The following is a 26,149-nucleotide window of genomic DNA, read 5'->3' as shown; positions in this document are numbered from 1 at the left end:
ACGTGCAGATCACTTGACGGAGAGCAACGCCCGAGCCTCCTCGGCGCACCCCCACGACAGCGTGACGCCGGCGCCTCCGTGCCCGTAGTTGTGCACGACCACGGTGCCGTCTACCCGCGTCTCTTCCTCCACCCGGACCGTGGCGCGGGTCGGTCGAGCGCCGATCCGGTGCTCCAGGACACGGGCCTGGGCGAGTCGGGGCTCGACCTCGGCGCAGCGGGCGAGGATGCCGGCCGCCGCCTTGTCGTCGGGGGCCAGATCGCCCTCGCCCTCGATCGCTGTGCCGCCCAGGACGACGGTGTCGCCGTGAGGGTAGAAGCACAGCAGATCGGGCGAGAGGCCGGTGTCCTCGGAGAAGAACTCGGTCAGCCCGGGGTTGGTGACGACGACGTGCTGACCGCGGATGGGCCGGAGGTCGGGGTCCGGAACCAGGTCGCGCGCCCCGAGGCCCGCGCAGTTGACGATCGCCGAAGCCGGACCGGCGTCCGAGAGCGAAGCCAGCCGTCGCTGCTCGACCACACCGCCGGCGTCGCGGAGTCGGCGCAGGAGGTAGTCGAGGTAGGTGGGCATGTCGATCAGCGGCACGGTGAACCTGTAGCCCGCCGTGAACCCGGCCGGGAGTTCGGCCCGCTCGCACGGTCGGAAACCAGGCAAAGTGGTGGCCCAGTCTGGCGCGGCTTCGGCCGTGCGGGATGCCTCGATGCCACTGGTGAGCCGGACGCCCGTCGCCGGGTCCTGGGCCAGCTCCCGGAAGATCTCCAGGGACCGTTGTCCCCACTGGTCGACCTTGTCCTTCGGCTCGACTAGGTAAGGCCCCCACATCGCCCCGGCCGCCAGCGACGTGACCCCCGGCACCTGCTCGGCGATCACGTGCACCGAAGCTCCGGCCTCGGCGAGAACGACGGCCGTGGTGAGTCCAGCCACCCCAGCCCCGACAACGACAACGCGCTCCCCTGCGGTCATGAACCTGACCCTAACGGCCGGGTTGCGTCGGTGGGGCGTGTTGGGCGAGGGCATCGTCCAGGGCTGGCAGGAAGTCGCGCACGTGAGGGTTGCGCTGTCGGCGACGGAGGTCGGCGGCAAGTTGGTGGAGCAGCGCCGCGCTGCGAGGCGAGCGGACGACATCAAGGCGGTCAGCGGCGATCTGGCCGATCTCGCAGGCTGCCTCCAGGTCTCCGTGCGCGCTGTGTCCCAGGGCCAGCCAGGCTCCCTCGAACATGGCTCGGCGCTGGCTTGGGTCGCCGCGCGGCACGTCGTACGCCCCGGACCTGAGCATCTCGGTCCCCTGGGCGAGGAAGCGACGGCTCTTCTTTCCGCTCTCCGCCTTCTGCTGTGCACGACCCATCTGGATGAGGCCGTAACCAGCCTGGCAGTCCAGGTGGTTGTCGGTGAGGAAGTACATCCAGCGGGGCTCTTCTTGGCGGCCGTCCCGGCTTGCGATCAGTTCGCGGGCAGCGCCACGAGTGTGGGCGAAGTCGTTGTCACGGCCGGCGGCGGCGTACGCGTAGGCGAGCCGGGACAGGACGGACGCCCGGACGGCCAGCGGGGCGGCGTCGCTCGCACGGCGGGCGGCCTCTCCGAGGGCGATGGCGTCCGCGGGGTGTCCTCGACTCGCCGCCTGGAAGGAGAGGTCGCCCAGGATGTGGGCGCACAGGGGAAGGTCGTTGACCTGATGGGCGGCCCGGAGCGCCGTGACGAAGTAGCGCTGCGCCAGTCCGTGGTCGGCCGCGTCGAAGGCCATCCAGCCGGCCAGCTGGCCGATCTCCGCGAGCGCGCGGATCAGACGGCTCGCGACAGCCGGAGGGTGGCCGCCTTCGCGGATCAGCAGCCCGACAGCCCGGAACTGTGCTCCGACGTAAGGCAGATGACGTGCCCCTCCGTGCTCGTCATCGAGCAACTGGAGCATGGGGAGATGCTGCTCGACCTGGTCCACGAGCGGATCGGTGCCGAGCGACGACGTCATTCGAGGCGTGTACTGGCCGCGTCCCGCGGTGCCGTCGAGGTACTGGGCGACGATCGCGAGGAGTCCCGCGCCCGAGATCGCGAGGAACCGGCGACGGTCGACAAGCCCTCCCATCACCCAGTCCTCCACGATCGCCTCCATGCCCTGCGCGGTCCAAGGCCGCGCGAGATCCGTGTCCGCGGGAACCAGCGCTGACGAGTCGCCCACACGGCCCTGCCACAGTTCGGCCACCGAGACATTCCTACCCAGCTCCTGGGAGAGCACGTAGGCCGCCATCATCGGCAACGGCGAGCGCGGCAGGGAGCCGGCGTCCCGCCAGTGGTACGGCGCCGACTCGGCCACCGTCCCCGCGCCGAAGACCCGGTTGAGCTTGCGAGCGAGCGCCTTCGGGCTCCACCCGAGTTCGTCGAGGCACTCCGCCAGTACGGCGTTGGGCTCGCCTGTCTGCGGTGCCACGTGCGACCACCCTTCGCTCCAGTGGTTCGTCCATCACTTCGCGAGCCCCATGGTGATGCCCCTGGACGGATGATTCACCACCGCCGCATGGAAGTTGACCGAGTTGACCCACTGATCGGGTCCTGCCTGACCGTCCCCCTCCTGTGTTCTTGGATCCCGGCGGAGGCGCCCGTCTTCCGAGCCGACGGAGAAAGAGGTGGGCCTTGAGACAGCACACGAGCACCTCCCCAGGCCGACCGGGCGATGTGCTGGACCGTGACGCCGGACGACCAACCTCCGCCCCCGGACGCGGGCTCGTCGCTGGCGACGGCACGACCACCCTGATCACGGATCTGCCGTACGGACCGGAAGCGGCCGAGGTCGCCCGGGGCGCCGTGACGCTGGCGCTGCGTGGCAGTGAGACGGACGTACTTGCTGATGCCCGCCTGATCGGGTCGGAGCTCGCGACGAACGCCTTCGTCTCGGGCGGTCCTCCGTTGGTTCTGTGCGTCGACCGCAGGAGTCTGGCCAGCGGTGGCCTGGAGATCGAGATCACCGTCACCGACGGCGGCTGTTCCCGCCCGGCACCCGCTTCTCCTACCGCTCCCGACGAGCAGGCCGAATCAGGACGGGGACTGGTCATCGTCGATGCCTTGGCCGATGCCTGGTCGCTGACGACTGGCACCAGCGGCTCTCGTGCCTGGTGCCGACTCACCCACAGGCCGTGCTCCTCGTCCGCCGGCGCCTGATGTCCACGCCTGCAGAAACCCGTCCTCCAAGGAGGCACCACACAGTGCGCATCGACCATGTGACTTCCCCACCCTCACTCACGGCTGTGCCGGAGGCCGCTCGTCAGCCCAGGGTCGTCGTCGCTCTCCATGAGGGCTTCTACGGCGCGGAGTCGGGCACCGGCTTCAGCAACCGCGCCTTCCTCACGGCACTGGCCCGGCTCCTGCCGACAGGCCGCCTCTCAGTGATCACCCCGCACGTGCCCGAGACCGCGGGAGCGCACAATCAGCGGTGGGCCCGCGAGGTGCGGCAGATGCTGCGGCAGGCCGCGGCCGAGGTCATCACGATCCCGAAGGTCAACGCGCCACCGGACTCGGTCCGCGGCTCGGTTCAGCTGTGCGACCTGGCGGGCGAGGCGGCCATACGCATCGCCGCGCGAGCGAGCCGGTGCCTCCTCGTCGGCCTCGACATCCCGTTCCTCGGGCTCGCGCCCTACACGTCGCCGACCACGGATCTGCTGCTCGTGCCCCGCTCCACGACCGCGCTGACGCGGCCCAAGGATGTCTCCCGCGTCCGCTGGGAGCGGGACGCCCTGCGAGCGGCGACACTCCGAGGTGCGCGCGTCGGGGCTATCTCCTCCCACATGCGAGGCCACCTCGTCGTCAACTACGCCGTCCCTCGGTCAAGCATCGTGAGCATCCCGAACGGGCTGATCCGTGAGGAGATGGTCAGGCCGGCCACGGCTCTGCCGCTGCCTTCCAAGGCCCGCGCCGGATTCCTTCTCGCCATGGGCCGCGCAGTCCCGACGAAGGGCTTCGAAGACCTCCTGGAGGCGTTGCGTCTGCTGAAGGAACGCGGTGTCCCCGTTCCTCACCTGCTGCTGGCTGCCGTGACCTCGGAGGAACACCAGCACCTCTCCTCGTACCAGCAGGACCTGGCGGCACACATCCGCACGCACGATCTGGACGCGACTCTGATCACTCGCTTCACCCCCGCGATCCGTGCCTGGCTGCACAGCCCGGCCCTGCGCGCGGTCATCGTTCCCTCTCGCGAGGAGCCCTTCGGCCGGATACCCCTGGAGGCGTTCGCAGCCGGTGCGGGCCCGGTGGTCGCGACCACGGCCGGCGGCCTGGCTCAGACCGTCATCGAGGGCGAGACCGGCTTCACGGCCGCACCGCAGGACCCCAGGTCCCTGGCATCCGCCCTGCACCGGGCCCTGACCATCCTGCCCCGAGAACGCGATCGGCTCCGGAGCGCCGGGGCGGCCCTGGTGCGCTCCCGCCACGACTACGAGGCCAGCGTCGGTTCCGTCATGGACCGCATCGCCCCTTGGGCGCTGGCCCAGTCAGCCACCGCGGAGGGCCGCGCGCGATGAACCAGCCGGTGGTGCTGATCAGCCTGGAGTCCCCGCACTCCTTCTGGCGGCTGTCCTCCGAGCACGAGCGTGCGCTGTCCGCCTCCTTCCCCGGCATCGGGTTTCGCAGGGCGACCGAGGAGGCCGTGCCGCACCAGCTGGCCGACGCACACGTCTACTTCGGGTGGCGATTCGCGCCCTCGTGGCTGTTCGCCGCGCCACATCTGAAGTGGATCGCTTCCCCGGCCGCCGGCACCGACCATCTGCCCGTCGCCGAGGCGCACTCCGTCGGGGTGGCCCTGACCCGCTCGTACGGCTTCCACGGCAGGCCCATGGCCGAGCACGCGATGGGGCTGGTCCTGGGCTTCTCCCGCGGGCTTTTCATCAGCCAGCGCGTCCAGCGGAACCGTGCCTGGTGGAAGGACGACCTGGCCGAGGAGTTCTTCGACCTGGCGGGGGCGACGATGACCATCGTCGGCTGCGGCAGCGTCGGGCGCCACCTCGCCCAGGCCGCCCGGGCCTTCGGCATGAACGTCATCGGAGTGCGCCGGACGCCACCTGCGGCTTCCGAGGGCGGGATCACGTGGGTGCACACGACGGCGGTGCACCAGGCGGTATCCGTCGCCGACGTAGTGGTCAATCTGCTGCCCGCGACCCCTGGCACGCACCGCTACTTCGACCACGACCTCTTCTCGGCGTGCAAGCCCCGCTCTCTCTTCCTCAACCTCGGCCGCGCGGCAACCGTCGACCAGTCGGCCCTCCTGGCCTCCCTCGACACCGGCCACCTGCGCGGTGCGGCCCTGGACGTGTTCGATCCGAAACCGCTGCCTGCACGCCATCCGCTACGGCTCCACCCCCGGGTCGTACTCACCCCGAAAAGCTCGGTGTTCTGCCGCGCCTACATGGACGAGGCGGTGGCGTTCTTCGCCGACAACCTGCACCGCTACCTCTCGGGCCAGCCCCTCAACGGCCTGGCCGAGGCGCCCGCCACCCGCTCTCCGCTCGTAGGAGGCTGACCAATGCCCACCGCAGACCACGACGACCTGGCCGCCGCCTTCGCCGCCGCAGGCCGCAACCACCCCTACCTGGCCTTCACCCTGAACTCGCTATGCAACCTGGACTGCGTGTTCTGCAAGCCCCGGTGCATGCCGGACTATGGGCACAAGGACCGGCCCCTGACCGCCTCCGACTACGCGGCCATCGGCACCGAGGCCGGGGCCTGGAAGATCAGGAAGGCACACTGCTCCGGCGGTGAACCGACCCTCCGAGCCGACATCCTCGACGTCATCGCGGGCCTCGCCGACGGCCTCGGGCCCGACGCCGCGATCGGCATGACCAGCCACGGCAACCTGCGCCGTGGGCTGAGCATCGAACAGCTCCACCACGCCGGCCTGACCTACCTCAACCTCAGCCTCCACAGCCTCGACCCGGCGCGGTCCGCCGCCATCATGGGCGGCGGCGACCCGCGCACCACCCGGAGCACCCTCGACGCCGCCCTCTCCCTCGGCCTGCGAGTGAAGATCAACTGCGTTCTTCAGCGCACCTACCTGGACGACGCCTTCGCCGTGGCCGAACTCGCCCGCGACCTGCCCGTCGCCGTCCGGCTGATCGAACTCCAGAACATCGGTCCCGCCCAGGCGCTGTTCGACACCGAGTTCATCGCCGAGGCAGAGGTGCGTGACCGTCTCCACGAGTGGTTCGCGGACGCCAGCGAAGTCCCCCGGGACCAGCTGGGCGTCCGCAGCCCCGGGCAGTACCTCCGTCCCGACGGCTGGGCAGGGTCGATCGGCTTCATCTCCAACTCCAGCTGCGCCACCTGCTCCGACGCCAACCGGATCAAGATCACGCCCACCGGAGTGGCGCGCCCCTGCATCCTGCACAACCGCGACATCCCCCTGAAGCCCCACCTCGCCGACGGCACCATCGGCGACGCCTTCGCCCACCTCTTCCAGGCCATGCTCGACCGCAACACCAACGACGCCTGGCAGGGCTTCCACTACGTCGACTACGACCTGCGCTGGGACCGGATGGAGCGCCCCGAAGGCACTCCGGTCCTGCCCCTGCTCCCCATCCTCCCCACGGGAGCGGCTGGCCCCGCCTGCTCCCGTGCCTCCACCGGGGAGCGGTGATGGTTGTGGTCGACGCGCCGCCTCTCTACCAGGAGCTCGGCGCTCTGTACGAACGCGAGCTGGACGCTCACGACGTCGGGGCCGTGATGCTCACCCACAAGTGGCAGCCGGCCGACCTGCTGGCTCCGCACTCCGACATCGACGTACGCGTCCTCCTTCCCCAGGCCCCCGCCGACTGGGAGGAGTGGAACCACCGCCTGGCCGCTGCACACGCCGCCGCAGTCGACCGGGAAGTCTTCCATCGACGTCTCCTGGAGCACCCGCCCGGCTTCGCGTTCACCATGACTGAAGCGGACGGGCGACTCGTCTCTGCGCCCGAACTCGCGACCTGGTCACTGATCAGCGGCAGCGCGCGGGACTTCCAGCGCTGGAAGTCCCGGGCCCAGATGGCGCCCTGGTGTCAGGTCGATGAGCGGTTCTACCGGGGAATCCTCCAGGCCCGGATGGGCGGTCGATACCAGCTGGCTGCGGACAGCACGGACAACGTGGTTGAGGACGTCGCCGCGTACCGGCGCCACTGCGTGGCGTGGCACTACCTCGCCCCGTGCTGGTTCGCCGCCGCGGCACTGGCGACCCGGACCCGCTGCCCCGGAAAGACGGCGGCCCTCACACAGTGGCGGCCGGAGGGACTGGATGGATACGCCGAGCTGTTCCTCCGGCACTCGGAGCACCATGCCGATGCCCGCCCACGGAGTCCGCGCCACCTGCTCCGCGCGGCCCATGTCGCCCTGGAGACGGCCATGCGCCGCGTTCCCGGCGGGGACCGCCCAGACGGCCAAGGCCAGGATCACGCCCGTACCGACTGGGTGATGACGGCCGGCATGCTCCGTGTACGCGTCGCCCGCTGGCTGTACTACCTCGATCCACCACCCGGGGTAGCGACCGAGTACCTGATCCGGCGGGAGGCGAAGGAACTCCGCTCCGCCGCGCAAACGCTGACCGTGCTCGCGGCAGACGAGGCGACCGCCGCCCAGCGACTGGCCGCTCGGATGGCGGCGCTGATCCCCACTGGGCCCACCACCGCCGACACCCTGCGCGCAACCCTCGCGCGCTGGCACCAGCAGAAGACCACCGTCCAGGACTTCCTCAGCTTCACCCCCAACAACGTCCACCTCTGACCCAAGGAGTCTCGCAATGACCGCGCGTGCGCCAGTGCCCCGCACCCTCAAAACGGCGAAGGTCAAGATCACCACGAAGTGCAACCGGCACTGCGACTTCTGCATCTTCGCCGACGGCGCCCAGGGCGAGAACATGTCCCAGGACCTGTTCTCCACCATCCTGACCCGGCTGGAGACCATCCCCTTCCAGCAGCTGCACATCAACGGCGGCGAACCCACCGTGCACCGGGACTTCCCGGCGCTCAGCGACGCCGCGCGCAAGTGGCTGCCGGACAAAGTCATGGTCCTGGGCACGAACGCCATCACCCTGGCCCGCAACCAGCCGATCATGGACGCGACCCTCCGCTGCTACGACCAGATACTCATCGGCTGCGACGACGAACACGGGAACTACGACGAGGTGCACGCCGTCGTGCCCCGCCTCCGCGAAGCCGGCAAGACCGTGGTCGTCAACAGCGTCCTGGAAGGCATCAGTTCCACGCGGCTCACGCAGCTCGGGACGCTGTGCGAGAAGTACGGCGCCATCCATGTCACCAACCACGTGCACCACGTCGACGTCGGCCAGCCCGCGAACGTGCTGCGCGGCCTCTGCGACCGCTACCTCGACCAGCACCTGATGATCGAGATGGACGGGTCCTGCTACCGCTGCTTCAACGCCATGGCGAAGGAGGACAGCGAGTTCAGCATCTGGGACGAGGACTTCGCGGCCAAGGTGTTCGCACCCCGGAGGCACCACTTCCGGTTCTGCCTGCGCTGCCACGAGTACACCGACTCCGGCGCCGCACTCGTCCCCGCCCTCACCGTCTGATCGGGAGGTACACCACCATGCCCGCAGTCCTCGGACTGAACTTCCACCACGACACGGCCGCCGCGTTAGTCGTCGACGGCCGCATCTACGCGGCCGAAGAGGAGCGCTGGAGCGGCGTCAAGCACAACCACCCCACCCGCAAGGGCACACTCACCACCCCTACCCGCGCACTCCAGTGGTGCCTGGAGGCCGCCGGCATCGAACCGAAGGACGTGGACGCCGTCTGGGCGGCCTCCATGCGTCCCAACCCCGCGGCCGGCTGGTGGCTGGCCGAGGAGCGGGAGGAACTCGCCGCCCTCCTGCCCGCCCCGCTCGGCGAAAACCTCCGCCTCCTCTCCCACCACACGGCCCACGTGCTCTCCGGCTACCTGCTCTCCGGGCACGAGCACGCCGCGGGCCTCGTCATCGACGCCGGCGGCTCCTCCCTGGGATCCGACTTCGGCCCTGGCCGGGAGCGCATCACGGGGTACGACCTGTGGCCTGATCGCATCGACCGCCTCCACCAGGGCATGCCGGCCGTCGTGCCGGGCCCGGTCGGGCCTCGGCGCGTCCACTCCTCCCTCGGGCACTTCTACCGGAACCTCGCCCGGAGGGTGATCCCACCCGGCGACGAGCCCGAGGGCAGCATGATGGCGCTCGCCGCTTTCGGCGATCCCCAGCGCTACGGCGCACACGTCCGCGAACTGGTCCGGCTCGGAGACGAGGGCGAGGTCCGCATCGATCATCCGTGGGGTTCGGCGGACCGCAGCACACCGCTGCTGCTCGATGGCCGGGCCTGGACCGCCGACAACGTCGCGGAACAGCCGGAACACAAGCGTGCCGACCTGGCCGCCGCCGTCCAGGAGATCTTCGCCGAATCGGTCGTCCACATCGCCCGCCACCTGCAACGACTCACTCGGGCCTCAACGTTGGTGTTCTCAGGCGGATGCGCCCTGAACTCCCACCTCAACGGCCAGCTGGCCGCCGACAGCGGCTTCGACACCCTCTTCGTCGCACCGGCCCCGCACGACGCCGGCACAGCCGTTGGCGCCGCGCTCTACGGCTGGCACTATCAGCTCGGGCAGGAGCGCCTGCCGGTGCCGACCGACGCGGCCTGGGGCCCGAACCCGGGCGCGCTGCCAACGACAACGGTGCCGCCCGGCTACCACGCCTTGCCCCACCTCGGGCTCGGACTGCCGGCCGCAGTGGCGGCGCTGCTCGCCGATCACCGCATCGTCGGCTGGGTGCAGGGACAGCTCGAATTCGGGCCGCGTGCCCTCGGCCATCGCTCGATCCTCGCCCACCCCGGTCACGCCGCCACGCGGGACCGGCTCAACGCGCTCAAGAAGCGAGCCGCGTATCGCCCGTTCGCGCCGGCCGTCCTCGCCGAGCACGCCACGGAATGGTTCATGTCGGCGGGCGACCCCTTCATGAACCGTGTCGCCACCGTCCGACGGTGCCGAGCCGACCGCGTCGCGGCGGTCACCCACCGCGACGGCACCGCCCGCGTCCAGTCCGTCGCCGCCGACCACCAGGGCCTGCGCGATCTCCTTGAGCAGTTCCGCGACCTCACCGGACTGCCGCTGCTGCTGAACACATCCTTCAACCGCAAAGGCGCCCCGATCCTGCGAACCGCTGAGCAAGCCGTGGCAGCGGCGGTGGACCTACGCCTCGACGCCCTCGCCGTCGGGGACACCCTGCTGCTCGCCGACCACGTCCCCGACCCCCGTGCCGCGTCCCTTCGTACGAGGTGAGGCGGATGGACCCCATAAATCTCGACCACGTCCTGACCGTGCTCGGTGCCGCGGCGTGGAGCCCGGACGAGCAGTCCCGCGCCCGCGTGGCCGCCGGCCTCGCTCTCACGGTCTACGACGGCCATACCCGCGACCAGGGCACGCCTTACCTGGAGCACCCGCTGGCCGTCGTCAGGCTCTTGCGAACGGAGATCGGCGTCCGGCGCCCCGAGACCCTCCTCCTCGCTCTCCTCCATGACGCCTTGGAGGTGTCTCCTGAGTCGGAGGCACTGCTCGTCCACCACCTCGGCGGCCCGTTCACCGCCCGCCTGCGTGCCATGACGGCCGGCCACCGCCTCGAACAGCGCCGCAAGTCCGACGGCGACGAGACCCGCTGGCGCGCCAAGCAAGCCGCGCTCCCGCCCGAGGACCTCCTCGTCCGGCTCGCCGACCGCCTGCACAACCTGCGCGACCTCGCCGCGTCCCCGAACCTCGACCGACGCCGACGGTTCCTCCAGACCCTGGGCGATTTCCACCTCCCCCTCGCCGACGCCTCCCGCGACCTCGGCCCCCATCTGGAGACCATGCACGCGCGCCTGCACGCCGAGTACGTCCACCACATACAGGAGGTACGTCCGTGAAACGGGTCGTCTACTCGATGGAGCCGGTCGGCCGGACCGGCGGCCGGGTCTACCTGCGGATGCTCCACGAGGTGACGGCCGACGACGTGGAATGGCGCACCGTCCCGGACCACAAGCGGACCTACCGGGTCCGCCGCTGGCGCAAGCTCCGCCACCTCACCCGCCTGGCCCCTTCCATACGGGCGCTGCACGGCGCCACCGGCACCTTCGTGTGGGACGACCTCAGCCTGCTGCTGTTCACGCCCGACATGCGCGCCCGCACGGTGTTCCTCCTGCACCACTACGAGCCGCTCCAACATGACTCCGCCCCCATCGAGGCCATGCTCTGGGAGCGGCTGTTCCGCGTTCTGCCGCAGTGCGCAGCCGTTGTGTGCGTCGCCCCGTACTGGGCCGACGAGCTCCGCGCCCGAGGCGTCCGCAACGTACGGGTGATCTACAACGCCTTCGACATGATCGAGATCGAGCAGGCACGCGGCTACGACCGGGCCGAGTGTCGCGCCGAGTTCGGCCTACAACCCGACGTGATCGGCGTCTACGCGGGCAAGGCCGTGCACTGGAAAGGGACCGAGGAGGTCTCCGCAGCCCTCGCCGGCGTTCCCGGACTGAGGGTGATCACCAGCGGCAGCAACACCATCGGCCTCGACAGCGCGCACTACGACGTCGAACGCGAGCGGTACCTGCGTCTGCTGCGCGCCTGCGACGTCGGCATCTTCCTCCCCCGCATGCGGGAGGGCTGGAGCCGCTGCGCCGCCGAGGCTTTACTCCTCGGCCTGCCCTGCCTCATCCGCCCGGTGGCCGGCCTGGGCGACCTCGCCGCGCTGGCCGGCCAGCCGGCCCCGGACCTCCGCCACCTCCCGGCACAGGTCCGGCAGCGCGCGGCGGCACGCCACACCGAGGCCAAGGCGGCGTACGAGGCCCTGGCCCGGTTCGACCTGAACTACTTCGGCGACGCCTGGGGCAACCTGCTGACGCAGGTCGCCTGAGCAGCGGCTAAGCCTGCGCGGCCAGCTTCTTGCTGGCGGCGTCCAGACGGGCCAGCACGCGGTCCCGGCCGAGCAGCTCCATGGACTCGAACAGCGGGAGTCCGATCGTCCGGCCGGTGACCGCGACCCGGATGGGCGCCTGAGCCTTGCCCAGCTTCAGCCCGTGCTTCTCGCCGACAGCGAGCAGAACGGCCTTCAGGTCGTCCGCCTTCCAGTCCGCGACGCCGGCCAGCTCGGCGCGGGCGTCCGACAGGATGTCGCCGGCGCCTGCCTTCATCGCCTTGTTCCACGACGCCTCGTCCTCGACCGGCTCGTCGAGGAACAGGAAGTCCACATAGCTGGTGATCTCGGAAAGCAGCGCCAGCCGGGTCTGGGCCAGGGAAGCCGCAGCCTCGAAAACGTCCTTGTCGAACGCCTCCGGCCGCCACGGCGCGTAGGGGGCGACGAGCCACGGCGCGCAGGCGGCGGCGAACTGCTCCGGCGACAGGGCGCGGATGTACTCGCCGTTGAACGCCGTCAGCTTCTTCACGTCGAAGAAGGCCGGCGCGGTGTTCACGTCCTCGATCCGGAAGAGCTGCTCCAGCTCCTCGTACGGCCTGATCTCCCGGTCCTCACCCGGGCCCCAGCCGAGCAGCATGAGGTAGTTCACCATCGCCTCGGGCAGGAAACCCTCGGCGAGGTAGTCCTCCAGCGCCACCTTGTCCCGGCGCTTGGACAGCTTCTGCCGCTTCTCGTTCACGATCACCGGCAGATGTGCCCACACGGGCGGCTTGGCACCGAGCGCCTCCCACAGCAGCTGCTGCTTCGGCGTGTTCGACAGGTGCTCCTCGCCGCGGATGACCTGCGTGATTCCCTCATCCAGGTCATCCACGACGTTGGCGATCAGAAAGACCGGGGACCCGTCGCCACGGGCGATCACGAAGTCCTCGATCGCGCTGTTCGGGAACGCCGGCTCCCCGCGGACCAGGTCGACCACGACGGTCTCCCCCTCGTCCGGCGTCCGGAACCGCAGCGCCCGCCCCTCCTCGAAGGCCAGCCCCCGGTCCCGGCAGAACCCGTCATACCCGAGGTGCTCCGACCCCGTGCGCTCCTTCAGCTGCTCCCGGGTGCAGTCGCAGTAGTACGCCCGGCCGGCCGCGAAGAGCTGCTGAGCCGCTTCCCGGTGCCGGTCGGCGTTGTGCGACTGGAAGTACGGCCCCTCGAAGACCGGGTCCTCGCCATGGATGCCGATCGCCGCGAGCGCACTGATGATGCCCTCGGTCCACTCCGGCTTGTTCCGGGCCGCGTCGGTGTCCTCGATCCGTAGGACGAACCTGCCGCCGGACTGTCGTGCCACCGCCCAGTTGTAGAGAGCGGACCGTGCACCGCCGACATGGAACATGCCGGTCGGGGACGGGGCGAAACGAACGCGAACCGGGGCAGTAGACATGCGCTCCAGGGTACCGACGCCGGACCTACGCCCCGGACCACTCGCCCTACCTCCGCACCGACGTTTTTCGGCCGACCCCGTACTTCCCTCGCCCGTCCCCTTCCCCTGCAGGTGCGTACCCCTACGTCGGCTGACCGCCCGCCACGGCTCCAGCCGACCTCGACCGCAGCCACTCCACGCTCCACGCTCGCATAGATGTGCGGCGTCGCACCGGATACAAAGCCCCGCGACGCTGCCCTCGCATTCTCGATTGCGGACGCGATCGCGGCGTTCGTATTCTTCCGGGCAACGCGTTGACGGAGACGAGTAGCCAGGGACCACGCGAGCAGAGAGAGCCGCCGGCAGCTGGGAAGGCGGTCTCGCGCCCCGAGGCGAAGACCCTCCCGAGCGCGGGGAGGAACGGCCCCTCTTATGGCCCAATGCCCCGCCGGCCGGCCCCCGTCACCGGGCCAGAACGAGGCCGCCACCTGGTGGCGGTGAAAGTGCGGTGGTACCGCGAGTTGCCCTTCTCGCCCGCACTCCCAAGGGATCATGACGATGTCCTTCGGAGGACCGCAATGATCCAAAGTCGCGTACACGTCTCCGACCTGCGAGAACACGTCGGCCGTACCGTCACCGTCTTCGGCTGGGTGAACACCCTGCGCCTGCAGAGCAAGATGCAATTCGTCGTCGTACGCGACGGAACCGGCATGGTGCAGGTGACCCACAAGCGTGACAACGGGCCGCTGGCGGCCCGGCTCCAAGCCCTCACTCCCGAATCCGCCGTCAAGATCACCGGACGGGTCATGGACGCCGCCCAGGTCAAGCTAGGCGGCCTGGAGATCGTTCCGGAAGCCGTCGAGGTCCTGAACCCGGCCGCCACCCCGCTGCCGATCGACGAGCAGACGGGCATCGAGCACCGGCTGGACTGGCGCTTCCTGGACGTGCGCCGGCGTCCCGCCGCCCAGCTGATGTTCGCCGTGCAGACCACCCTGGAACAGGGGCTGCGCGAGTACGCCTACGCGCAGGGCGCCACGGAGATGCACACCCCCAAGCTCATGGGCACCGCCTCGGAGTCCGGAGCGGAGGTCTTCGAGCTCGGCTACTTCGGCCGCAGCGCCTACTTGGCCCAGTCGCCCCAGTTCTACAAGCAGATGGCGATCTCGGCCGGAATCGAGAAGGTCTTTGAGATCGGTCCCGTCTTCCGTGCCGAGCCGTCGTTCACCTCCCGGCACGCCACCGAGTTCACCGGCGTCGACGTAGAGCTGGCCTGGATCGACGGCGTCGAGGACGTCATGGCGTTCGAGGAGCGGATGCTCGCCCACGCGATCGCCAAGGTGGCCGACGCCCACGGCGAGGCCGTCCGCGAGCGGTTCGGTGTGGAGATCACGGTCCCCACGACGCCCTTCCCCCGCATCACTATGGCCGAGGCGCACGAGATCCTGCGCAAGGGCGGCTGGGACCCGGAGGGGATCAAGGAGGACTTGGACCCGGAGGGTGAGCGGAGTATCAGCGCCCACATCCGGCAGGTCACCGGCCACGAGTTCGTGTTCGTCACGCACTACCCGGTGGGCATCCGGCCCTTCTACCACATGCGGCCGGCCGACGACCCGAGCGTGACGCTGAGCTTCGACCTGCTCTGGAAGGGGCTGGAGATCACCACCGGCGCGCAGCGTGAGCACCGCTACGACGTGTTGCTGAAGCAGGCAGCCGAGAAGGGCATGAGCCCGGAGCCGATGCAGGACTACCTGAACGCGTTCCGGTACGGGTGCCCGCCGCATGGCGGGCTGGGCATGGGCCTCGGGCGCGTACTGATGGTCATGCTCGGCCTGGAGTCGATCCGCGAGGCCACCTTCCTCTTCCGCGGGCCGAACCGGCTCACCCCGTAGCCAAACGCCGCATTCTGCCGACCTGCGATGTTCCGCCCAGCGCCTCGTCCGCTGAAAGCATGGACGGGTGAGTGTTCATGAACTGGGGCGCTGGGTGCCGGCTCATCCGGAGGACCTGGCCGTGATGTTCGCCGAAGCCGACTTCCCGTGGTGGATCGCCGGCGGGTACGCGATCGAGCTCGCCGTAGGTCGCGAGCTACGCCCGCACGGTGATCTCGACGTCCTTGTCCTTCGTCGCGATCAAGCGCTCGTGCGAGACGTGCTGAGCAACTGGGACATGTACGTTGCGGACCCGCCTGGCGCGGGGCACCTACGTCCCTGGCGTCTAGGAGAGACGCTTGAACATCCCCTCCACGACATCTGGTGTAGACGTACACGTAACGCACCCTGGTCGGTGCAACTCATGCTGGACGAGGCCGAGGGCGCCCATTGGGTCTCGCGGCGCAACCCAGGGGTCCGACTTCCGCTCGGCCGAGTGGGGCGGAGGAGCCCGACCGGAATCCCGTACCTTGCGCCCGAGGTCCAGCTCTTTTACAAGGCCAAGGCCACGCGGGCCAAGGACGAGACTGACTTCGAAGCGGTATTGCCACTACTGGACGAGTCGCAACGCGTCTGGCTGGCGGATTCGATTGCGATGACCGTCCCAGCCCATCCCTGGAGGAAGCGCCTCTTGTCCGCAAACTGAACGTGAAAGGCCAGCCGTCCTGCGCCAATGCCCTAACTGCCTGAGCCAGGCTCGCTCCGACGCACCGTCCAGGTTGCCATCGTTACACGTCCATGCGCTCTTGACTCGCATGGTGAATCAGTGCACTTGGCTTCCCAGAGGGACCTACTCCGCGGTATGGTTTTACAATGTCTGAGCAGCAAGAAGAACGATCTCCTGACCGTACGGCGGTGGAGCTGTTCGCCGGCGGTGGCGGCCTGGCCATGGCCGTCGGGCGAGCGGGGTTTAGGCCGCTCCTCTACAGCGAGGTCGCCACACGCGCCTGCGAGACGCTTGAGGCCAACGGCGCCAAGGAGCGGGGCGATGATGAGTGGATCCCCGATCCAGGTGGGCCCGTGCCCCTCGTCAAGGGCGACGTCCGCACGCTCGACATGAACTACCTGTGCGGCAAGGTGGATGTCTTGGCCGGCGGGCCGCCATGTCAGCCGTTCAGCTTGGGGGGCATCGCCAAGGGGGACGAGGACAAGCGAAACATGTTCCCGGAGATGTTCCGGGCCGTCCGCGAGATTCAGCCGAAGGCCGTCATCTGCGAGAACGTCGTCGGGCTTCGACGTAAGTCCTTCGAGCCCTACTTCCAGTACATCCTGCGGGAGTTGTCTTACCCCTACCTGAAGCGCGACCCGGACAGCACGTGGCAGGAGCACGACGCTCTCCTGCGCTCCTACGACGCTGGTTTGAGGGACGGCCGCTCCTCCGATCCGTCCGGGGGCCACGAGCTCTACGACGTGGTGGCCACGACCGTCAACGCGGCCGACTATGGCGTACCGCAGATCAGGAACCGGGTGATCATCGTCGCGTTTCGTCGAGATCTCGGCGTGGACGTCGAGGAGTTCAAACGGAGCGTGAGGCCCACGCACTCCTACGCGGCTCTGGTCCACTCCATGCGGAAGGGCGATTACTGGGAGCGGCACCGTGAGATTCGCGGCCACGCGGTTCCCGACCACGTGCGTGAGCGCGTCATGGCCGGTCTCCCCAAGCAGGTCGCGTTCGACACGGAGGAGGCTTCCCGCCTCCCGTGGCGGACTTTCCGTGACGCCCTCGCCGGACTGGAGGGCGAGCCGCCGCTCCCCCAGGACCTTTGGAGCTACCTGGACCGCAAGGAGCACCGCCTGGGCGGCGTGACGAACCACATCGGTTGGCCTGGGGCGCGTATCTACAAGGGGCACACTCCGAACGAGCTGGACCGCCCGGCGAAGACGGTGAAGGCGGGTGTCCACGGAGTACCGGGCGGGGAATCGGTGATGCTGACCGATGATCGCGTTCGCGACGCTTCCGTTCCGGGCGGATGGAGGTACAAGCATCGGTACATGACCGTACGAGAGACGGCTCGCGTGATGACCTTCCCTGACAGTTGGGTACTGGAGGGCCCGCGGGGAGAGCAGATGCGGCAGCTCGGGAACGCCGTTCCCGTCCTGTTGGGCGAGTTCTTCGCGAAGGCGGTGGCCAACGCCCTGGACAACGCGCGGAGCACGAGGTGACCTCCGTGAAGGCACCCCCCCACCAGGGTCGTTGGAAAGACAAGCAACCACCCGCGAGGGCATGGAAAGGGCGACCCGGCAGGACAAGGGCCCAAGCCACGGCGGAGCAGGACAAAGCCGCTGGCGGACCTGACCGACGCTGGGTGGACTTGGGTGACGGGCGCCGGGCGCGCGCCTCCGTCGAGCTGAAAGTGTTGACCAAGACCCGACGCATCCGCGCCTATTTGCGCTGGTCCGACAAGGGGTCTACCCGCAAGCCGATCTACCTCGGGGAGGTCGAGAACGAGACCCGTCGCGAGAACCTCGCCGAGGCTTGGCGCAGGGCCATCCAGCGCGGTCACGTACTGCCCCAGGAAGAAACGCCGGCGTCCTCCTGGGCGGCGAGCCGCTCGGTTCGCGCCTCCATGCGGGGCAATCGCTCGCGTGACACGACTCCGGAGAAGCTCCTACGCAAACACCTGCACGAGCGGGGAGTGCGATACCGCGTGTCGCATCGCCCTATGCCTAGCGTGCGGCGAACCGCTGACGTCGCCTTCCCCGGCGTGAGGGTGGCCGTGTTTGTGGATGGATGCTTCTGGCACGGATGCCCGGATCATTGCCGGTGGCCAGGCACGAACGAGGAGTTCTGGCGAGAGAAGATCGAGGGGAACCGCGCGAGGGATTCCGAGACCAACCGTCTGCTGGAGCAGTCGGGGTGGCTGCCTGTGCGAGTCTGGGAACACGAGGATCCGTCGGAGGCGGCCGACAAGATCATCGCTCTTGTGAGAGCCCGGCGACGCGTCAGGGCTCCCAAGACGCGCGCCTCACAGGTCTCCCTCTCCCAGGAGGTCGGCGATGGCGTCCTCAGCGCGACGCAGCATGATGCGGCCGTCGCCCGCGCTATAGGCGAGCAGACGGCTGCCGCAACCAAGGCCAGCCTCAGCCAGTAGCCCCATGGGCAGCTCGACCCGACCGTTCTCATCGATGACTACCTCGGCGGGCTCTCGGATCATGAGAACCAGTCTGGCATGCGTCAGGAAGGATCGTCGGCGATGCATCGCCGCTGGTGTGAGGGCCGATCCTGCGGATCCCGAACTGATTGTCAGTGGGCGTCAGTAGAGTAAACGCATGCTGACGCGAGGTATCTCGGGGGGCGAGTCGCGGGCAACGCGAAACTCAAACCCCGCCGGTCAAACGCACTTCACCAAGCACGACGCGGTACACGGCACCCGGGGAGCGACGACGCATGTCTGAAGGCCAGTACATCAACGTGATGCCGCATCCCCGCATCCTCGGCGTCCTGGGCGACATCGAGTTCGCGGCCTGGCAGTGCCTGGCCGAACTCGTGGACAACGCCTTCGACGTGTTCCAGTCCTCGCCCGAGACGGGAGGCGAGAGGCCCACCGTGAGCATCTCTCTGCCGACCGCGCAGGACTCCCGGTCTGCGGCTGAGGTGGCCGTCCAGGACAACGGCCGAGGCATGAGTCTCGACGAGGTGCGTAAAGCGATCAGCGCTGGCTGGAGCGGAAACGGTCGGCACGGCGCGCTCGGCCTGTTCGGCATGGGCTTCAACATCGCGACCGCCCGCCTCGGTCGCAAGACCGTCGTCCGCACGGGGCGTTCCGGAGACTCCTTCTGGACCGAGGTCACGCTTGATCTTCCGCAGATCGAGGCGTCGGCCGCGTACCAAGCTCCGTACCGCCAGGTGCCCAAGGCCAACCCCTCTGAGCACGGGACTGTCATCACCATCAGCGACCTCAAGGGTGAGCAGTTCGAGGCGCTTCGTCGTCCCAACGCCCTCAAGGTGATCAGGGAGAAGCTGGGTGACGTGTACAGCTACCTCCTGACGGCACGGGGCTTCCGGCTGACGATCAATGGCAAGAAGCTGCCGCCCAGGAAGCCCTGTATCTGGGACGAGAAGCGCACCGTCACACGGCGCGGCGTGGAGATCAGCGCCGTTCAGCGCATAGACGTCCCCCTCTCGGACAAGAAGGCATGCATGGCCTGCGGGTACTGGAACCCGCTCGACGTTGATCGCTGCCGCGAGTGTGAGCAGGACCGGCTTGAGGTTCGTTCCCGCCGCATCTGGGGCTGGCTCGGAATCCAGCGCTACGTGCACCGCACGGACTATGGCATCGACTTCCTGCGCAACGGCCGGAAGATTCTCCTCAAGGACAAGCGGGTCTTCTACTGGACCGACGAGGACGGCCTCGGCGAGCCGGAACTTGAGTACCCCATCGACTCCAAAGCGGCGACAGGGCGCATCGTCGGTGAGATTCACTGCGACCACGTCACCCCGAACTACCAGAAGACTGCTTTCGAGTTCGAGACCGCCGAGTGGCACCAGGTGCTGCGGGCCATTCGTGGGGAGAGCCCGCTGCGTCCGGAGATCGCCAAGCGACGCCAGCTCCCGGAGAACGAGAGTCCGCTGGCGCTCCTGTACTCGGGCTTCCGCCGCCAGGACCCCGGCCTGAACTACTTGGTACCCGGAAACGGCAAGGAAGCCATTCACGAGAAGACCGTCCAGTGGGCGAAGCTGTATCGCGATGACCACCCCGACTACCAGAGCGACGAGATCTGGTACGAGGCGGCCTACAGCCACGATCACCCGCACAAGGACGACCCCGGGGCCGACTCGGACAGCGGCACCGACGAACTCCTGCCCGGCCTCGGGCCCGTATCGCCTGGCGAGGAGGACGATGACCAGGAAGTCCCCAAGACTGAGGACGTCCTGCCGGCCGACGATCCGGCACCAGTAGAGACCTTCGAACAACGGCTGCAGCGTTATCGCGACAGCGCGGACCAGTTCCCCGACCTCGCGGGCGAGTACCTGATTCCCGAGATGGGTCGGATCGAGCTGAGAGTCTGGGCTGTGCGGGACCATCGACTCACCAATGCCAAGGAGCAGGAGACCCCGGCCTTCGCCATCATGCTGCGCTCCCCGCAGTTGGAGGTCTTCGTCGACTCCGATCACCCGCTCTATCGTGAGCATGGAGCGGACATGCGTGACATTGCGCTGCTGGAGGCAGCCGAGTACATGCGTGTCCGGCAGAACGACAACTCGACGCCGCTGTCGCAGTTGCTGCTCCTGTTCAAGCAGCGCTCTTCCAGCCCTCGCCTCACACCGACAGCGATGGCCGACGAGGCCGAGCGGCTGCTGGAGCGGATCCGCACCCTGATGGTCCCGGTGATCGCGGAGACGCCGGCAGTTCACTGGCTGCAACTACGAGCGGACGAGAGGGAAGCCGCTGAGGAGCGTTTCGCCTTGGAGTCGGAGCCCGGGCTCGACTGGAACGAGGCTGTCAACAATGGGGACTTCATCCGGTTCGCCCCCGCCAGCGCCGTCCTACGTGTCATCAGCGAGTCGCCAGCCCCCTTTATGGACGGGAAGGTCTTCCGGCGCTCCTATGCCGCGCTGTCGGCTTCGGACGCGCGCGACTTGATGGTGGAACGCTTGATGAACCCCCTGAGTGATCTGGCGCTCCTCGCGCAGCACCGGCCGAAGGTCACTCCTGAGGAGCTGGGGCGCATTCGCGTCAGCTGCCGCCTGATCGCCCGTGATCTCGCGGACGACAGCTGAGGATCGGAGAGGCGATGCACAGCTTCCTGGACCCGGCCCCCCTTCTCGACGCCGGACCGCTGCAGTTCCCTAGGCGTGTCGAGCGGCTCCTGTGGCATCTGGGTTTCACGGACGTAGCCGTTATCGATGGCTCCGGTGACGAGGGTGGCGATGTCCTCGCTCGTCGACGGGGAGAACTATGGGTCTTCCAGTGCAAGTGGAAGCGACGAGGGGTCGTCGGCGCTGACGCCGTGGACGAGGTCGACAACGCGCGTGACCACTACAGTGCGCATCAGGCCGTCGTCGTGACCAACAGCCGCTTCAGCTCAGAGGCCCGGCGCCGGGTCGACGTTCTATCGCGCATCCGTCCCAGCATCCATCTCTGGGAGGGCGGTCACCTCGCCCGCAGTTTCAAGGGGATCCCGCCCCGCTTCGGAGAGGTGACGCCTCGCCCCTACCAGGCCGAAGCGCTTTGGGCCCTGGACAAGGACCTGGACTCACACGGACGCGCCCTGCTCATCCTGGCGACGGGTCTCGGCAAGACCGTGGTCGGCGGCGAGGTCATCGCGGCGCACCTCCGCCGCCACCCCACGGATCAGGTTCTCGTTGTCGCTCACGCCAAGGATCTTGTCCATCAATTGGAGCGCGCCCTCTGGCGACACCTGCCCAAAGAAATCCCCACCCGTCTCCTTACTGGGGACACCCGCCCGGACGACCTATCCGGAGTGACCTGCGCCACAGTGGGCTCCGCTCTGCCGGCTGCCCGCTTCGGTTACCGGCCGGCACTTGTCATGGTTGACGAGGCCCACCACGTCGGCGAGGACGGGCAGTACGACGAGCTGCTCGAAGTGCTCTCTACCGCGAGGCAGTTCGGGGTCACGGCCACTCCGTGGCGAGGGGACTCGCATGACATCAGCCACCATTTCGGGCCCGCGAGCTTCACGCTCGGCATCGAGGAGGGAATGCGTCGGGGTTACCTGGCCCAAGTGGACTATCGGTTGTTCGTCGACAACGTCGACTGGGATGTCGTCAAAGCGGCGAGCGAGCACGAGTACGGCCTGGCCGACCTCAACGCTCGCCTCTTCCTGCCACAGCGGGACGAGTCCATCCGAGACGAGCTGGCTGCCGCATGGGCGGCCACCGCCAATCCACGAGCCATCGTGTTCTGCCGCACGGTCGAGCACGCCGAGCGACTGGCCGAACTACTGCGTCGCACCCCGTTGTGGTCCGGCGCTTTGGCCCTGCACGCCGGCCTGGCCAAACGCGAGAGGCAGAGCCGGCTCCTAGCCTTCCGTAGCGGCGAGGTCCCCATCCTCACCTCAGTGGACATCCTCAATGAGGGTGTGGACGTCCCCGACGTCAACATCCTCTGCTTCGCCCGAGTGACTCACTCTCGGCGGATCTTCGTCCAGCAGCTGGGGAGGGGGCTCCGACTCCGGGAGGGCAAGGAGCGCGTGACGGTACTCGACTTCGTCAGCGATCTACGCCGGATCGCGGCGGCCCTCAACATCAAGCGGAGTCTGGAGGGTGGCGAGCTCGAAGTCCTGGACCAAGTCGCCCCATCACAGATTGAGTTCAACGACCAACGGGTTGCGACCCTTATGGAAGAGTGGATCAAGGACGCGGCCAGTCTCGAAACCGCGTACGACGAGCACCGCCTGCAGTTCCCGTCCGCCCTCGCCACCTTGGAGTAGCCGCCTTGCCCCAGCTCAACCTTCCGGAAGCTCTTCGCCGTCGCATCCTCCTCAGCATGTACCGCACCGCCGACGAGCTGGATTGGGAGTTCCTGAGCAATCCCGGGAAGACCGCTCAGTACCGCCGCTGGTTCGATGACCCGGGAATTGGCGGGGAGCTCCGGAAGTTCGCCAGCGACCAGGACGTCCGTGTGTGGATCAAGGACGTACCGATGAAGGAGTACGCCCGAGCTCAGGAGGGTATCGGCAACTTCGTCCCGTACGTCCGCCGTCGTTTTCGCGGGGCGGACGAGATTGTCCACTTCTTCTGCGGACCCGGTTGGTCAGTGGTGCCGGACTCGGTGGAGGGCAAGCCCAATCACTGCCTTGCCACAGACGGCAACGTCAAGCGTTACATCTGCTGGGGCAAGGCGGGGGTCTTGAAGGACCTCATCTGGGCCGTGCTGAACGAGGCCATCGACTCACCCACCCGTCCCGGCATCGTGATCACCACCAGGGACGGCGAGACGATCCCTCAGCACGCGCGTGAACGTCACGTGCGGCTGGCGAACCACTGCGGTGTCGACCTGGACCACCTGCACCGCAGCATGATCGATAACCCCGACCTGCTTCCCGATCGGTAACCAGCTCCTCGTCGCCCCACAACAGGTGCCCGACCTGGGAGCCATCTGGGAGCCAACCCGCTCCCCGAGCCCCTTCCAAGCCACGCCACACCAACCGAGCCCACCCATCTGACCTGCGGGAACGCCATCGCGGCTGGCAGGATCACCAACCGAACCTCATTCGGGACGAAGAGGTCGTGGGTTCAAATCCCGCCACCCCGACGCTGGTCAGAGGCCACCTGCTAGTTACTGGTAGGTGGCCTCTGACGTACCCGGGGGCCAAACGAAGCGGCTGCTCACCAACCGTGTCGGTGAGCAGCCGGCCCTTCCCGTGATCGACTCTTCGTCGGCTTGGTCACGGTCCGCACCGGAGCAGGCGTCGCCATTGCACCGTCGGCGTCGGCCGCTGCATGCGGAAGCGGCGGAATCGTACGAAGGCGGCTCGGCGTCGATGCCACTCGGTCGCGAAGGAACCCGTGGCCGGAATCGTCCCTAGTAGGGTCGAGACGTGGCCACTCCGTTGCTCTCCAACACCGACCTGCACGCCTTGCCCCCCCTCCCCACGGAGGCCGTGGAGCACGGTGAGGTCTTCACACGACGCTGGGTGGTCGACCTGGTCCTCGACCTCCTCGGCTACACGGCCGACAAGGATCTCTGCGACGTGAAGCTCGTCGAGCCGGCCTGCGGCACAGGTGCATTCCTGGCAGCCGTCGCATCGCGGATCGGTGCCTCCTGCCGCACGCACAATCGTCCCCTCGCAGATGTCCTCGCGGCCGTCCGCGCTCTGGATCTGCTCGACCGCAACGTGGAACGGAGCCGCGGAGTCGTCGAGAAGCAACTGGTGGACGAGGGGTGGCCGGCCGAGGAGGCCCGGCAGGTGGCAAACGCCTGGGTCGAACAAGGTGACTACCTGCTCCAGCCCGATGCGGATCACCGAGCCGACTACGTGGTCGGAAATCCTCCATACATCCGTCTCGAAGACGTCCCTGATGACCGGATGGCGGCCTACCGCAGTGCCTGCGCCACGATGGGTGGCAGGGCCGACATCTACATCGGCTTCTACGAGGTCGCACTGCGCAGCCTCAACGCCGGGGGGCGCCTGGGCTTCATCTGCGCCGACCGCTGGATGCGGAACCAGTACGGCCGTCGGCTCCGCCAGCTGGTGACCAGCCGCTTCAGCATGGACCTGGCCCTGGTCATGCACGACGTGGACGCCTTCGAAGATCAGGTTTCGGCCTATCCGGCGATCACCATCATCTCGAACCGGCCCCAGGGCGAAGCCGTGGCAGCGGACACCACCCGGGCATTCGGCAGGATCCAAGCCCGCGAGTTCGCGGACTGGTACGCGAAGGACGGATCGGAGTCGGTCACCACCACGGCGTTCCAGGCAGCCCGCATGCCGCACTGGTTCCCGGACGAGGACTCCTGGCCTGCCGCCTCGCCGGCCAGGCTGGCGGTTCTGGAAGAGCTCACCGAGCGGTTCCGGCTGCTGGAGGACGACAAGACCGGGACACGTGTCGGCATCGGCATCGCCACCGGCGCCGACAAGGTCTTCCTCACGAAGGACGAGAACCTGGTCGAGAGCGACCGGCTGCTGCCCATGGCCATGGTCCGCGACACCACGAGCGGCACCCTGCACTGGAACCGCACCTACCTGGTCAACCCCTGGACGGCCGACGGCACCTTGGTCGACCTCTCCGCCTACCCGCGGCTCGCCGCGTACTTCGAGGAGCACGGAGCGGCTCTGCGGAAGCGCTACATCGCGGTCAAGCAGCCTCAGCGCTGGTACAAGACGATCGACAAGGTCGACCACCGACTCACGCGACGTCCCAAGCTGCTGTTTCCGGACATGAAGCTGACCATTCATCCGGTCCTGGACGAAGGCGGGTTGTACCCTCACCACAACCTGTACTTCATCGTCTCGGATGTCTGGGACATGCGCGTACTCGGTGGCCTGCTGCTGTCCAAGGTCGCGGAAGCGTTCGTGAAGGCGTACGCGGTCAAGATGCGAGGGGGAACGCTCCGCTTCCAGGCGCAGTACCTCCGCAAGATCCGTGTGCCCGATCCGGAAGCGATCAGCGAGAGCGACAAAGCCGCCCTGGCGGAAGCGTTCGACAAGCGCGACGTGAAGGCTGCCACGGAGGCCGCCCTGCGTGTCTACGGGCTGGTCGAGCTGCCCGACTAGGGAGGGGACGGATCTTGACGGTCACCCGCCAGGACTTCGAGGACGCCATAGCGGCGTACTGGGGTGCCAAGCAACTGCAGAACGAGCAGTCCGCGATCAAGAACGCGGTGGGGGCCGGCACGGCCGGCTCCGTGCGAGGGGGCAAGCACTTCGACGCCATCGCCATCCTCTTGGCGAAGTTCTTCCTCGAAGCCGGCTACCCGCCCGAGAGCATCCGGGTCAGTAAGTCCCAGGGCCTGGAGCTGCCCGGCTACTACCGACCGCAGAAGCAGTGGGATGTCGTGGTCGTGCACGAGAACGTCCTCATCGCAGCCTTCGAGATGAAGGCTCTGGGCGGACCGTCGTACGGCAACAACTACAACAACCGAGTCGAAGAAGCGCTCGGTAGCGCAGTGGACCTGCGCCGGGCTGCCCTTGCCGAGCTCTACCCGAGGGAAAGGCCCTGGCTCGGCTATTTCTTCATCATGCAGGACGGGGACGAGTCCCGAAGGCCGGTCAAGACCGCCCGTGGGGCCTTGCCTGTCGACGAGGTCTGGCGCGACACCTCTTATCAGGATCGGTTCGGCATCTTCTGCGAGCGGCTGGTGGCCGAACAGCTTTACGACGCCGCCTGCTACGTCACGTCATCGGCAGAGAACCCGAAGCCGATCGAGCCGGTGGAGAGCCTCGACTGGAGGCACTTTTCTGCGGCGATCAATGCTCGCTTGACGTATTTGAGGGATCTCGGCTTCCCTGGCTGAGTAGGCTGGCCGAGTAGAA

The 26,149-nt window shown here is 68.1% G+C and carries 21 protein-coding genes; 18 read left to right on the top strand and 3 right to left on the bottom strand.

Annotated features, from left to right (window positions below; translation table 11 throughout):
- Positions 1-9 precede the first annotated feature (9 nt).
- Complete coding sequence (locus tag ABT171_RS15600; RefSeq protein WP_351243857.1) at positions 10-963, bottom strand: FAD-dependent oxidoreductase; 954 nt, start codon at positions 961-963, stop codon at positions 10-12.
- A gap of 10 nt (positions 964-973) precedes the next feature.
- Positions 974-2,419: an NsdA family TPR-like regulatory protein gene (locus ABT171_RS15595; protein WP_351243855.1), complete on the bottom strand. Its 1,446-nt coding sequence runs from the start codon at positions 2,417-2,419 to the stop codon at positions 974-976.
- Positions 2,420-2,664: 245 nt separating this feature from the next.
- Between ABT171_RS15595 and ABT171_RS15590 the strand changes: the two genes are divergently transcribed.
- Genes ABT171_RS15590 through ABT171_RS15550 form a run of 9 tightly spaced genes read left to right on the top strand, consistent with a single transcriptional unit; the run spans position 2,665 to position 11,872 of the window.
- Complete coding sequence (locus tag ABT171_RS15590; protein WP_351243853.1) at positions 2,665-3,147, top strand: ATP-binding protein; 483 nt, start codon at positions 2,665-2,667, stop codon at positions 3,145-3,147.
- Positions 3,148-3,191: 44 nt separating this feature from the next.
- Complete coding sequence (locus tag ABT171_RS15585) at positions 3,192-4,502, top strand: glycosyltransferase family 4 protein (RefSeq protein ID WP_351243851.1); 1,311 nt, start codon at positions 3,192-3,194, stop codon at positions 4,500-4,502.
- The gene (locus tag ABT171_RS15580; RefSeq protein ID WP_351243849.1) at positions 4,499-5,497 is read left to right on the top strand and encodes a D-2-hydroxyacid dehydrogenase; all 999 of its coding nucleotides are present in this window, start codon (positions 4,499-4,501) and stop codon (positions 5,495-5,497) included. The genes ABT171_RS15585 and ABT171_RS15580 overlap by 4 nt, the downstream gene beginning before the upstream one ends.
- A 3-nt stretch (positions 5,498-5,500) precedes the next feature.
- Positions 5,501-6,610: a radical SAM protein gene (locus ABT171_RS15575; RefSeq protein WP_351243847.1), complete on the top strand. Its 1,110-nt coding sequence runs from the start codon at positions 5,501-5,503 to the stop codon at positions 6,608-6,610.
- Positions 6,610-7,728, top strand: coding sequence for a hypothetical protein (locus tag ABT171_RS15570; RefSeq protein ID WP_351243845.1), 1,119 nt, complete (start codon positions 6,610-6,612; stop codon positions 7,726-7,728). The genes ABT171_RS15575 and ABT171_RS15570 overlap by 1 nt, the downstream gene beginning before the upstream one ends.
- Positions 7,729-7,744: 16 nt before the next feature.
- Positions 7,745-8,536 (top strand): radical SAM protein, encoded by a 792-nt coding sequence (locus ABT171_RS15565; RefSeq protein WP_351243843.1) that lies wholly within the window; start codon positions 7,745-7,747, stop codon positions 8,534-8,536.
- A 17-nt stretch (positions 8,537-8,553) separates the two neighbouring features.
- Positions 8,554-10,269, top strand: a complete 1,716-nt coding sequence (locus ABT171_RS15560; RefSeq protein ID WP_351243841.1) for a carbamoyltransferase C-terminal domain-containing protein — start codon at positions 8,554-8,556, stop codon at positions 10,267-10,269.
- 5 nt (positions 10,270-10,274) lie between these two features.
- The gene (locus tag ABT171_RS15555) at positions 10,275-10,889 is read left to right on the top strand and encodes an HD domain-containing protein (protein ID WP_351243839.1); all 615 of its coding nucleotides are present in this window, start codon (positions 10,275-10,277) and stop codon (positions 10,887-10,889) included.
- Positions 10,886-11,872: a glycosyltransferase gene (locus tag ABT171_RS15550; RefSeq protein WP_351243837.1), complete on the top strand. Its 987-nt coding sequence runs from the start codon at positions 10,886-10,888 to the stop codon at positions 11,870-11,872. Before ABT171_RS15555 ends, ABT171_RS15550 begins: the two co-directional genes overlap by 4 nt.
- Before the next feature lie 7 nt (positions 11,873-11,879).
- Here the strand turns inward: ABT171_RS15550 and gltX are convergent, their stop codons facing one another.
- On the bottom strand, positions 11,880-13,253 hold the full coding sequence (gltX, locus tag ABT171_RS15545) for a glutamate--tRNA ligase (RefSeq protein WP_503075361.1): 1,374 nt from the start codon (positions 13,251-13,253) through the stop codon (positions 11,880-11,882).
- Between the two features lie 605 nt (positions 13,254-13,858).
- Here gltX and aspS point away from each other — a divergent pair.
- From aspS to ABT171_RS15500, 9 genes are all read left to right on the top strand, one after another.
- Positions 13,859-15,169 (top strand): aspartate--tRNA(Asn) ligase, encoded by a 1,311-nt coding sequence (aspS, locus tag ABT171_RS15540; protein ID WP_351243833.1) that lies wholly within the window; start codon positions 13,859-13,861, stop codon positions 15,167-15,169.
- 124 nt (positions 15,170-15,293) lie between these two features.
- Entirely contained in the window at positions 15,294-15,854 is a 561-nt protein-coding gene (locus ABT171_RS15535) for a nucleotidyltransferase domain-containing protein (protein ID WP_351244132.1), read from the top strand.
- Positions 15,855-16,063: 209 nt separating this feature from the next.
- The gene (locus ABT171_RS15530; RefSeq protein WP_351243831.1) at positions 16,064-17,371 is read left to right on the top strand and encodes a DNA cytosine methyltransferase; all 1,308 of its coding nucleotides are present in this window, start codon (positions 16,064-16,066) and stop codon (positions 17,369-17,371) included.
- A gap of 143 nt (positions 17,372-17,514) precedes the next feature.
- Positions 17,515-18,300 (top strand): very short patch repair endonuclease, encoded by a 786-nt coding sequence (locus ABT171_RS15525; RefSeq protein WP_351243829.1) that lies wholly within the window; start codon positions 17,515-17,517, stop codon positions 18,298-18,300.
- A gap of 296 nt (positions 18,301-18,596) precedes the next feature.
- Positions 18,597-20,930: an ATP-binding protein gene (locus ABT171_RS15520; protein WP_351243827.1), complete on the top strand. Its 2,334-nt coding sequence runs from the start codon at positions 18,597-18,599 to the stop codon at positions 20,928-20,930.
- Positions 20,931-20,944: 14 nt separating this feature from the next.
- Positions 20,945-22,603, top strand: coding sequence for a DEAD/DEAH box helicase (locus tag ABT171_RS15515; RefSeq protein WP_351243825.1), 1,659 nt, complete (start codon positions 20,945-20,947; stop codon positions 22,601-22,603).
- Positions 22,604-22,659: 56 nt separating this feature from the next.
- Complete coding sequence (locus tag ABT171_RS15510) at positions 22,660-23,226, top strand: hypothetical protein (RefSeq protein WP_351243823.1); 567 nt, start codon at positions 22,660-22,662, stop codon at positions 23,224-23,226.
- 487 nt (positions 23,227-23,713) lie between these two features.
- Positions 23,714-25,390 (top strand): Eco57I restriction-modification methylase domain-containing protein, encoded by a 1,677-nt coding sequence (locus ABT171_RS15505; RefSeq protein ID WP_351243821.1) that lies wholly within the window; start codon positions 23,714-23,716, stop codon positions 25,388-25,390.
- Positions 25,391-25,404: 14 nt separating this feature from the next.
- Entirely contained in the window at positions 25,405-26,130 is a 726-nt protein-coding gene (locus ABT171_RS15500) for a PaeR7I family type II restriction endonuclease (RefSeq protein WP_351243819.1), read from the top strand.
- The last annotated feature ends 19 nt before the right edge of the window (positions 26,131-26,149 follow it).

The sequence above is a fragment of the Streptomyces sp. NPDC001851 genome, assembly GCF_040297165.1.
GTDB lineage: Bacteria > Actinomycetota > Actinomycetes > Streptomycetales > Streptomycetaceae > Streptomyces.
This window is presented reverse-complemented; position numbering and strand designations above follow the sequence as displayed.